9 protein-coding genes and 1 pseudogene are annotated in these 11,661 nt (G+C 35.1%); 9 read left to right on the top strand and 1 reads right to left on the bottom strand.

Annotated features, from left to right (window positions below):
* Positions 1-182: 182 nt before the first annotated feature.
* The 6 genes from rpoC to tuf all read left to right on the top strand — a co-directional run bounded on the left by rpoC (position 183) and on the right by tuf (position 8,825).
* Positions 183-3,776 carry a DNA-directed RNA polymerase subunit beta' gene (gene rpoC / locus HMPREF2629_RS05710; protein ID WP_176746864.1) on the top strand — a complete coding sequence of 1,198 codons (3,594 nt, stop codon included), beginning with the start codon at positions 183-185 and terminating at the stop codon, positions 3,774-3,776.
* A gap of 147 nt (positions 3,777-3,923) precedes the next feature.
* The gene (locus tag HMPREF2629_RS05715; protein ID WP_017175319.1) at positions 3,924-4,184 is read left to right on the top strand and encodes a ribosomal L7Ae/L30e/S12e/Gadd45 family protein; all 261 of its coding nucleotides are present in this window, start codon (positions 3,924-3,926) and stop codon (positions 4,182-4,184) included.
* 89 nt (positions 4,185-4,273) lie between these two features.
* Positions 4,274-4,687, top strand: coding sequence for a 30S ribosomal protein S12 (gene rpsL, locus HMPREF2629_RS05720; RefSeq protein WP_016931318.1), 414 nt, complete (start codon positions 4,274-4,276; stop codon positions 4,685-4,687).
* 69 nt (positions 4,688-4,756) lie between these two features.
* Positions 4,757-5,227 (top strand): 30S ribosomal protein S7, encoded by a 471-nt coding sequence (rpsG, locus tag HMPREF2629_RS05725; RefSeq protein ID WP_001137495.1) that lies wholly within the window; start codon positions 4,757-4,759, stop codon positions 5,225-5,227.
* Between the two features lie 121 nt (positions 5,228-5,348).
* On the top strand, positions 5,349-7,430 hold the full coding sequence (gene fusA / locus HMPREF2629_RS05730; RefSeq protein WP_017175320.1) for an elongation factor G: 2,082 nt from the start codon (positions 5,349-5,351) through the stop codon (positions 7,428-7,430).
* 210 nt (positions 7,431-7,640) lie between these two features.
* Complete coding sequence (tuf, locus tag HMPREF2629_RS05735; RefSeq protein WP_017175321.1) at positions 7,641-8,825, top strand: elongation factor Tu; 1,185 nt, start codon at positions 7,641-7,643, stop codon at positions 8,823-8,825.
* A gap of 182 nt (positions 8,826-9,007) precedes the next feature.
* Here tuf and HMPREF2629_RS05740 read toward each other — a convergent pair whose 3' ends face one another.
* Positions 9,008-10,174, bottom strand: a complete 1,167-nt coding sequence (locus HMPREF2629_RS05740; RefSeq protein WP_017175322.1) for a M20 family metallopeptidase — start codon at positions 10,172-10,174, stop codon at positions 9,008-9,010.
* A gap of 178 nt (positions 10,175-10,352) precedes the next feature.
* Here HMPREF2629_RS05740 and HMPREF2629_RS05745 point away from each other — a divergent pair.
* From HMPREF2629_RS05745 to HMPREF2629_RS05755, 3 genes and pseudogenes are all read left to right on the top strand, one after another.
* A pseudogene (locus HMPREF2629_RS05745) lies at positions 10,353-10,496 on the top strand (8-amino-7-oxononanoate synthase); the annotation flags it as partial.
* A gap of 156 nt (positions 10,497-10,652) precedes the next feature.
* On the top strand, positions 10,653-11,165 hold the full coding sequence (locus HMPREF2629_RS05750) for a GNAT family N-acetyltransferase (RefSeq protein WP_070813202.1): 513 nt from the start codon (positions 10,653-10,655) through the stop codon (positions 11,163-11,165).
* A 4-nt stretch (positions 11,166-11,169) separates the two neighbouring features.
* Entirely contained in the window at positions 11,170-11,589 is a 420-nt protein-coding gene (locus HMPREF2629_RS05755; RefSeq protein ID WP_048761979.1) for an NUDIX hydrolase, read from the top strand.
* Positions 11,590-11,661 lie beyond the last annotated feature (72 nt).

The following is an 11,661-nucleotide window of genomic DNA, read 5'->3' on the forward strand; positions in this document are numbered from 1 at the left end:
ATAAATTTAAGATGAATAAACATGAGTTGCGTAATTTTAATCTCATCAAGATTTAGATTGCGCACTGATGTGCATCTTATGTATGTGATGTCAGTTTCAGTAAATGTAAATCAATCAAATAGCACAGCTAATCTAAATTGAAGGAGGTAGGCTCCTTGATTGATGTAAATAATTTCCATTATATGAAAATCGGTTTAGCCTCACCTGAAAAAATCCGTTCTTGGTCATATGGTGAAGTGAAAAAACCAGAAACAATTAACTATCGTACTTTGAAACCTGAGAAAGATGGTCTTTTCTGTGAAAGAATTTTTGGACCTACAAAAGACTGGGAGTGTAGTTGTGGTAAGTACAAACGTGTACGCTACAAAGGCATGGTTTGTGACCGTTGTGGTGTAGAAGTCACAAAATCTAAAGTTCGTCGTGAAAGAATGGGTCATATTGAATTAGCAGCACCTGTTTCTCACATTTGGTACTTTAAAGGTATCCCAAGTCGTATGGGTCTTTTATTAGATATGTCTCCAAGATCATTAGAAGAAGTTATTTATTTTGCTTCTTATGTGGTTGTAGATCCAGGTCCAACTGGATTAGAGAAAAAATCATTATTATCTGAAGCTGAATTCAGAGAATATTATGATAAATACCCAGGTCAATTTGTAGCAAAAATGGGTGCAGAAGGTATTAAAGACCTATTAGAAGAAATTGACTTAGATGAAGAATTAAAAGCATTACGTGATGAATTAGAATCAGCAACTGGACAAAGATTAACACGTGCAATTAAACGTTTAGAAGTTGTGGAATCATTTAGAAATTCTGGAAATAATCCTTCATGGATGATTTTAGATGTACTACCAATTATTCCACCAGAAATTCGTCCTATGGTTCAATTAGATGGTGGACGTTTTGCAACAAGTGATTTAAATGATTTATATCGTCGTGTTATTAACCGTAATAATCGTTTGAAACGTTTATTAGATCTTGGTGCTCCTGGTATCATCGTTCAAAACGAAAAACGTATGTTACAAGAAGCAGTAGATGCACTAATCGATAATGGTCGTCGTGGTCGTCCAGTAACTGGTCCAGGTAATAGACCATTGAAATCTTTATCACATATGTTAAAAGGTAAACAAGGTCGTTTCCGTCAAAACTTACTTGGTAAACGTGTTGACTACTCAGGTCGTTCAGTTATCGCGGTAGGACCAAACTTAAAAATGTATCAATGTGGTCTTCCAAAAGAAATGGCACTTGAATTATTTAAACCTTTCGTCATGAAAGAATTAGTTCAACGTGAAATCGCAACAAACATTAAAAATGCGAAAAGTAAAATTGAACGCATGGATGATGAAGTATGGGATGTATTAGAAGATGTCATTAAAGAACACCCAGTATTACTTAACCGTGCGCCAACGCTTCACAGATTAGGTATTCAAGCTTTCGAACCTACTTTAGTAGAAGGGCGTGCAATCCGTTTACATCCACTTGTAACAACAGCTTATAACGCTGACTTTGATGGTGACCAAATGGCGGTACACGTACCATTATCTAAAGAAGCACAAGCTGAAGCACGTATGTTAATGTTAGCGGCACAAAATATCTTGAACCCTAAAGATGGTAAACCAGTTGTTACACCATCACAAGATATGGTATTAGGTAACTATTACTTAACTTTAGAACGTAAAGATGCTGTAAATACTGGTATAATCTTTAATGATACAAATGAAGTACTTAAAGCATATGCAAATGGTTATGTTCATCTACACACTCGTATAGGTTTACATGCGCGTTCACTTAATAACCCTACATTTACAGAAGAACAAAATAATAAAATTTTAGCTACTTCTGTAGGTAAAGTGATCTTTAATGAAATCATTCCAGATTCATTTGCATATATTAATGAGCCTACTCAAGAAAACTTAGAAGATAAAACACCTGATAAATATTTTGTTGATCCAACACAATTAGGTGAAGGTGGTCTTAAAGCTTACTTCGAAGAGCAAGAACTTACTGCACCTTTCAACAAAAAATTCTTAGGTAATATTATTGCTGAAGTATTTAACAGATTTAGCATCACAGATACATCAATGATGCTTGATCGCATGAAAGACTTAGGATTCAAGTTCTCATCTAAAGCTGGTATTACAGTTGGTGTATCTGATATCGTAGTACTTCCAGATAAACAACAAATTTTAGATGAACACGAAAAATTAGTAGAACGTGTATCTAAACAATTTAATCGTGGTTTAATCACTGAAGATGAACGTTACAATGCAGTTGTTGAAATTTGGACAGATGCTAAAGATCAAATTCAAGGCGAATTAATGCAATCACTTGAAAAAACAAACCCAATCTTTATGATGAGTGACTCAGGTGCCCGTGGTAACGCATCTAACTTCACACAATTAGCCGGTATGCGTGGATTAATGGCTGCGCCATCAGGTAAAATTATTGAGTTACCAATTACTTCATCATTCCGTGAAGGTTTAACAGTATTAGAATACTTCATCTCAACTCATGGTGCGCGTAAAGGTCTTGCCGATACAGCACTTAAAACAGCCGATTCAGGTTATCTTACTCGTCGTCTTGTTGATGTTGCACAAGATGTTATCGTTCGTGAAGAAGATTGTGGTACGGACCGTGGTTTATTAGTTTCTGATATTAAAGAAGGTACAGAAATGATTGAACCATTTATCGAACGTATTGAAGGCCGTTATTCTAAAGAAACAATTCGTCATTCTGAAACGGATGAAATCATTATTCGTCCTGATGAATTAATCACACCTGAAATTGCTAAGAAAATTACAGATGCAGGTATTGAAAAAATGTATATCCGTTCAGCATTTACATGTAATACTCGTCATGGTGTATGTGAAAAATGTTACGGTAAAAACCTTGCTACAGGTGAAAAAGTTGAAGTAGGTGAAGCAGTTGGTACTATTGCCGCTCAATCAATTGGTGAGCCTGGTACCCAACTTACAATGCGTACCTTCCATACAGGTGGGGTAGCAGGAAGCGATATCACTCAAGGTCTTCCTCGTATCCAAGAGATCTTTGAAGCACGTAACCCTAAAGGTCAAGCGGTAATTACTGAAATCGAAGGTGTCGTTGAAGATATTAAATTAGCAAAAGATCGCCAACAAGAAATTGTAATTAAAGGCGCTAATGAAACACGATCTTATCTTGCTTCAGGTACTTCAAGAATTAAAGTAGAAATTGGCCAATCAGTAGAACGTGGAGAAGTATTAACTGAAGGTTCTATTGAACCTAAGAACTTTTTAGCTGTTGCTGGTTTAAACGCGACTGAAAGCTACTTACTTAAAGAAGTACAAAAAGTTTATCGTATGCAAGGTGTAGAAATTGATGATAAACACGTTGAAGTAATGGTTAGACAAATGTTACGTAAAGTAAGAATTATTGAAGCTGGTGACACTAAACTTCTACCAGGTTCATTAGTAGATATTCATAACTTTACTGATGCAAATAGAGAAGCGTTTAAAGAACGTAAACGCCCAGCTACTGCAAAACCAGTATTACTTGGTATTACTAAAGCATCTCTTGAAACAGAAAGCTTCTTATCTGCGGCTTCATTCCAAGAAACTACTCGTGTACTTACTGATGCTGCTATTAAAGGTAAACGCGATGACTTACTTGGACTTAAAGAGAATGTTATTATCGGTAAACTTATCCCAGCTGGTACAGGTATGAGACGTTATAGTGACGTTAAATACGATAAAGTGGGTACTCCAGTTGCTGAAGCTGACGAAGCAGAAGTGACTGAGTAATTAATGTGAAAATAACTTGGAACTTTAATTTGTTCCAAGTTCTTTTCTTTTAATATTTACAGAAAATGATAAAAAATGTTGACTAATTATTATATAAAGTGTTATTATTGTAAAGGTTGATGCAAGCAGAACTTTGGAGGATATTTAATGTCTAATGAAAAAGTTGCACGCTTTAACAAACAACATTTTGTAGTTGGTCTTAAACAAACGTTAAAAGCGTTGAAAAAAGATCAAGTTGCATCATTGATTATTGCTAAAGATGTTGAGATATACTTATTAGCTCAAGTATTTAGCCAAATCAATCATAAAAGCATACCGATTACTTATTTCGAAAGCAAATCGGCTTTAGGAAAAGCAGTAGGTATTAATGTTAATGCGACAATTGTTGCGTTATTGAATGAGAATTAGTAAGTTTTTACACTTACTAAATTTTATTTAACCTAAAAATGAACCACCTGGATGTGTGGAATTAAAAAATGAAGAGAGGAGGACATTCAATGCCAACTATTAATCAATTAGTACGTAAACCTAGACAAAGTAAATCTAAAAAATCAGATTCACCAGCGTTAAACAGAGGTTTCAATAGTAAAAAGAAACAATTTACTAACTTAAACTCACCTCAAAAACGTGGTGTTTGTACTCGTGTAGGTACAATGACACCTAAAAAACCTAACTCAGCGTTACGTAAATACGCTCGTGTGCGTTTATCAAACAACATTGAAATCAACGCATACATTCCTGGTATCGGCCATAACTTACAAGAACACAGTGTTGTACTTGTACGTGGTGGACGTGTAAAAGACTTACCTGGTGTGCGTTACCATATTGTACGTGGTGCACTTGATACTTCAGGTGTAGATGGACGTAGACAAGGACGTTCATTATACGGAACTAAAAAACCTAAAAATTAAGTTTAAGATTGTGTAAATTTTACTATCAATTTTTAAGAATATATTATAATAGGAAGGGAGGACTTTATAATGCCTCGTAAAGGATCAGTACCTAAAAGAGACGTATTACCAGATCCAATTCATAACTCTAAGTTAGTTACAAAATTAATTAACAAAATTATGTTAGATGGTAAACGCGGAACAGCACAAAGAATTCTTTATTCTGCATTTGACCTTGTAGAACAACGCAGTGGTCGTGATGCTTTAGAAGTATTCGAAGAAGCTATTAACAACATTATGCCAGTATTAGAAGTAAAAGCGCGTCGTGTAGGTGGTTCAAACTACCAAGTACCTGTTGAGGTGCGCCCAGAACGTCGTACAACTTTAGGATTACGTTGGTTAGTAAACTACGCTCGTCTTCGTGGTGAAAAAACTATGGAAGATCGTTTAGCTAACGAAATCTTAGATGCTGCTAACAATACAGGTGGTGCAGTCAAAAAACGTGAGGACACTCACAAAATGGCTGAAGCGAACAAAGCATTCGCTCACTATCGTTGGTAAGATTGAAGCTTTAACCCTGAGTGTGTTCCGTCATATTGGTTTACCAAGTAAAATGGTTCATGCTTAGGGCATCGCCATATTCTATAGTACTTATTCAGTAATAACTGGAAGGAGAAAAACAATGGCTAGAGAATTTTCTTTGAAAAACACTCGTAATATCGGTATCATGGCTCACATCGATGCTGGTAAAACTACAACGACTGAACGTATTCTTTATTATACAGGTCGTATCCACAAAATTGGTGAAACACATGAAGGTGCTTCACAAATGGACTGGATGGAACAAGAACAAGATCGTGGTATTACAATCACATCAGCTGCAACAACAGCTTCTTGGAAAGACCACCGTGTTAACATTATCGATACACCAGGACACGTAGACTTCACTGTAGAAGTTGAACGTTCATTACGTGTACTTGACGGTGCGGTTACTGTACTTGATGCTCAATCAGGTGTAGAACCTCAAACTGAAACAGTTTGGCGTCAAGCTACTACTTATGGTGTTCCTCGTATTGTATTCGTTAACAAAATGGATAAACTTGGTGCAAACTTTGAGTATTCAGTAAGTACATTACATGATCGCTTACAAGCAAATGCAGCACCTATCCAATTACCAATTGGTGCCGAAGATGAATTTGAAGCAATCATTGACTTAGTTGAAATGAAATGTTTCAAATATACAAATGACTTAGGTACAGAAATTGAAGAAATTGAAATTCCTGAAGATCACAAAGAAAGAGCAGAAGAAGCTCGTTCTAACTTAATCGAAGCAGTTGCAGAAACTAGCGACGAATTAATGGAAAAATATCTTGGTGACGAAGAAATTTCAGTAGCTGAATTAAAAAATGCTATCCGTCAAGCAACTACTGACGTAGAATTCTACCCAGTACTTTGTGGTACAGCATTCAAAAACAAAGGTGTTCAATTAATGCTTAATGCAGTAATTGATTACTTACCATCACCATTAGATGTTAAACCTATCGTAGGTCATCGTGCTGAAAATCCTGATGAAGAAGTCATTGCAAAAGCTGACGATAATGCTGAATTCGCAGCGTTAGCTTTCAAAGTTATGACTGACCCTTATGTTGGTAAATTAACTTTCTTCCGTGTATATTCAGGTACGTTAACATCTGGTTCATACGTTAAAAACTCAACAAAAGATAAACGTGAACGTGTAGGTCGTTTATTACAAATGCATGCGAACTCTCGTCAAGAAATTGACACTGTTTACTCAGGAGATATCGCTGCAGCTGTAGGTCTTAAAGAAACAGGTACTGGTGACACTTTATGTGGTGAGAAAAATGACATTATCTTGGAATCAATGGAATTCCCAGAACCAGTTATTCACTTATCAGTAGAACCTAAGTCTAAAGCTGACCAAGATAAAATGACTCAAGCTTTAGTTAAATTACAAGAAGAAGACCCTACTTTCCATGCACATACTGACGAAGAAACTGGACAAGTTATCATCGGTGGTATGGGTGAGTTACACTTAGATATCTTAGTAGACCGTATGAAAAAAGAATTCAACGTTGAATGTAACGTAGGTGCACCAATGGTTTCATATCGTGAAACATTTAAACAATCTGCTCAAGTTCAAGGTAAATTCTCTCGTCAATCAGGTGGTCGTGGACAATATGGTGATGTTCATATTGAATTCACTCCAAATGAAACTGGCGCAGGTTTCGAATTCGAAAACGCTATCGTTGGTGGTGTAGTTCCTCGTGAATACATTCCATCAGTTGAAGCTGGTCTTAAAGATGCTATGGAAAACGGTGTATTAGCTGGTTATCCATTAATTGATGTTAAAGCTAAATTATTTGATGGTTCATACCATGATGTCGATTCATCAGAAATGGCCTTCAAAATTGCTGCATCATTAGCACTTAAAGAAGCTGCTAAAAAATGTGATCCAGTTATCTTAGAACCAATGATGAAAGTTACAATCGAAATGCCTGAAGAATACATGGGTGATATCATGGGTGACGTAACAGCTCGTCGTGGACGTGTTGATGGTATGGAACCACGTGGTAATGCACAAGTTGTTAACGCTTATGTACCACTTTCAGAAATGTTTGGTTATGCAACTTCATTACGTTCTAACACTCAAGGTCGCGGTACTTACACTATGTACTTTGACCATTATGCAGAAGTTCCAAAATCAATTGCTGAAGAAATCATCAAAAAAAATAAAGGTGAATAATATAACTTGTTTTAACTAGTAAATCTAGGTAAAATACAGCTTGAGCTTATTAATTAAGCATTCATCTTTATGAATTGATTTTTTATCCAAAATGCATTATAAAAGAACTATGAATTCTTTTTAGAACAATCATTATGTCTCATGATAGTGAGTAACTATCATGAGAGATAATATTGAAATAACTTTAACTAGAATAGGAGAGATTTAATAATGGCAAAAGAAAAATTTGATCGCTCAAAAGAACATGCCAATATTGGTACTATCGGTCACGTTGACCATGGTAAAACTACTTTAACAGCTGCTATCGCAACTGTATTAGCTAAAAATGGTGACACTGTAGCACAATCATATGACATGATTGACAACGCTCCAGAAGAAAAAGAACGTGGTATTACAATCAATACTGCACACATCGAATATCAAACTGACAAACGTCACTATGCTCACGTTGACTGCCCAGGACACGCTGACTATGTTAAAAATATGATCACTGGTGCTGCTCAAATGGACGGTGGTATCTTAGTAGTATCTGCTGCTGACGGTCCAATGCCACAAACTCGTGAACACATTCTTTTATCACGTAACGTTGGTGTACCAGCATTAGTAGTATTCTTAAACAAAGTTGATATGGTTGACGATGAAGAATTATTAGAATTAGTTGAAATGGAAGTACGTGACTTATTATCTGAATACGACTTCCCAGGTGACGACGTACCTGTAATCGCTGGTTCAGCTTTAAAAGCTTTAGAAGGCGATGCTCAATACGAAGAAAAAATCTTAGAATTAATGCAAGCAGTTGATGATTACATTCCAACTCCAGAACGTGACTCTGATAAACCATTCATGATGCCAGTTGAGGACGTATTCTCAATCACTGGTCGTGGTACTGTTGCTACAGGCCGTGTTGAACGTGGTCAAATCAAAGTTGGTGAAGAAGTTGAAATTATTGGTATCAAAGAAACTTCTAAAACAACTGTTACTGGTGTAGAAATGTTCCGTAAATTATTAGACTACGCTGAAGCTGGTGACAACATCGGTGCTTTATTACGTGGTGTTGCTCGTGAAGATGTACAACGTGGTCAAGTATTAGCTGCTCCAGGTTCAATTACACCTCACACAAAATTCAAAGCAGACGTATACGTTTTATCAAAAGATGAAGGTGGACGTCATACTCCATTCTTCACTAACTATCGTCCACAATTCTATTTCCGTACTACTGACGTAACTGGTGTTGTTAACTTACCAGAAGGTACTGAAATGGTAATGCCTGGCGACAACGTTGAAATGACAGTAGAATTAATCGCTCCTATCGCGATTGAAGACGGTACTCGTTTCTCAATCCGTGAAGGTGGACGTACTGTAGGATCAGGCGTTGTAACTGAAATCTTCGAATAATTTATTATTTGATATAGAAGACTCCCTTATTGGGAGTCTTTTTTTATTTGAAAATAAGACTTAAGTTCACTGTACTTTTATTTAGTAAAAAATATTAATAAAACAGCCCATAGATAAATACTATCTATGAGCTGTTTCAATCGTTTATATTCTAAGGTTTACGATACATATTTAACAAAGAATTAAAAAACGCTTTCAAGTTCTAAGATTTTAAGAAATTCGCTTGCAGCATATTTAAATGCTGCTTCATCAATATCAAAATGCGGATTGTGATGTGGGGCTGTAATACCCTTATCAGCATTGCCACATCCAGTTAAGAAAAATGCGCCAGGTCGGACTTTTAGATAGTGTGAAAAGTCTTCACCAATCATCATCAATTCTGATTTATTAAAACGTAAATGTAAATCATTTGCCGCTTGTTTAACTGTTTCATAAGCTTCTTCATGATTATGAACTGGTAAATACCCTCTAATATATTCCATGTCATAAGTGATATCATTCGCTAATGCAAGACCTTGTAATAACTTATCCATTTTCTCTTGAACATGAGCTTGCAGTTTTGTATCAAAGGTACGTACTGTCCCTTTGCAAAATGCCGAATCTGGAATAACACTATCAGAAGAACCTGCTTGTACCATACCAAAGGTTAATACTGCTTCTTTTACAGGATCAATAGTACGAGAAATGATTTTTTGAGCACTTAGTATAAACTCAGCCATAATTACAATTGGATCAATTGTTTCATGAGGTTTAGCGCCATGCCCTCCTTTACCTTTAATGGTAATCGAGAATTCATCTGGAGAAGCCATGATTGCACCTGGTCTTGAATAAATTGTACCAGTGGGATAACCACTCCAAAGATGAGTACCATAAATTTTATCAACATCGTTTAAACAGCCATCATCAATCATTTCTTGAGAGCCACCTGGCATAATCTCTTCACCATATTGAAAAATAAATACAACATTTCCTTTTAATAAGTGGCGATGTTCATGAACAATTTCAGCAACACCTAATAAAATAGCAGTATGACCATCGTGACCACATGCATGCATAAAACCATCGTTTTTAGATTTATATGGAACGTCGTTTAATTCTTGGACTGGTAATGCATCGAAGTCTGCACGAAATGCAATAGTTGGACCATTTTCTTTCCCTTTAAAAGTTGCCTTGATACCATTTCGTCCTACAGGTGACACAATCTCACAGTCTAAATGACTTAACTGATTGAGAATGTAGTTATGTGTCCACGTTTCTTCAAAAGAAGGCTCTGGATATTGATGCATATAACGACGCATTTGAATCATTCTATTTTCTTTTTCACTGGCTAATTGAAACCAATCAAACACATTGACCACTTCTTCCTAATTATTATGAACTTTAGTATAACAAATTCTACTAAAACTCAGTAGTCACTCATTGTAATTTTAATAAAAGACACACTATCAAATATTAAATGAATTATCTTATAACATAAAATGATTATGATGATAATAAATTATGATGAATCAATAACAAAAGAGAAATGATGAGGCACATGGTTCAGTTGTGATAGATAAAGGCGCAGAAATAGTAAAACATTTAGGCTTACAAGACAAAATTGATTTCCAAAGCGGTACATTATCTAAAGCTATCGATGTCGTAGGTGATTATGTCGCACGCACTAAAAAATGTTAGATCAAGCACTTAAAGTATTAAAAGTTAGAAAAGGGTTAAATATTATTAAATAAACATTTAATTAATTTGAGTCATCTATTAGTTTAAATGTATAAATGGATTGTTTTTCATTTTTAGTGGTACACTAATTGTAAAAAAAGAGGTGTATACATGCTTGAATTAAGAAAACTAGAGTATAAAGATAAAGAAAGTTTAATTCGATATTTACAATATTGGTATGACAACAATGAGAAAATTGTTCCATCTAATGTCGATGTCGCACATTATCAATCTTTTCAACAAATGGTCGAACAATTGAATCATCCACCCGTAAATATGAATACCGTTCCTTCTACAACATTATTTTATTTTAAAAATGATGATATTGTTGGTGCAGTAAATATTCGTCATAAACTTAATGATAAATTAAAAAATATCGGAGGACATGTAGGCTATGGCGTCGCCAAACCATACAGAGGAAATGGTTATGCTTCAAGCATGTTAGAAGAAGCACTAAATAGACTAAATAAAATGGGGATACATAAAGTATTAATGACATGTAATCCTTATAATTATGCTTCACAAAAAGTAATAAAAAAACATGGAGGATATGAAATTAATTCGTACATTAAAAAAAACGGCCAGCCAGTAAGTCGATTTGAAATTCTAAATGATGGAAGGTGAAACTGTGAAAGATTTAAAAGTCGTATATGCACTCATACAAAATCAAGAAAGAAAAGTATTACTTGTTAATAATACGGATGGCGGGGGGTGGTCATTACCAGGAGGAAAGGTAGAAAAGGGAGAAACACTAGTTGAAGCTTTGAAACGTGAAGTAATGGAAGAAACAGGTCTTAATGCTAAGATTGGAGATATTGTAAGTATTAATGAAGGTAAATCCACTCAAATGAATGTACATACATTATTTATTATGTTTAAAGCTACAATTCAAAATGAAGTCATAGATATACAAATGAAAGATGAAATTTCAGAAACAAAATGGATGACCATCGAAGAAGCAGACCAAAAACTTACATATTATAATCACAGTTTAAAAGTATTTTTAGATAATAAAGCTACCTATTATAATGAAGGTGTTATAGATTGAAAAACAGGTATTACAACAATCATTTATAGTAAGATATAAAAAAGAGTCCGGGACATAAAGTTTCTGGATAAG

Origin of the sequence: Staphylococcus sp. HMSC034C12, from assembly GCF_001835895.1 — a bacterium.
In the GTDB taxonomy this organism is placed as follows: Bacteria; Bacillota; Bacilli; order Staphylococcales; family Staphylococcaceae; genus Staphylococcus; species Staphylococcus hominis.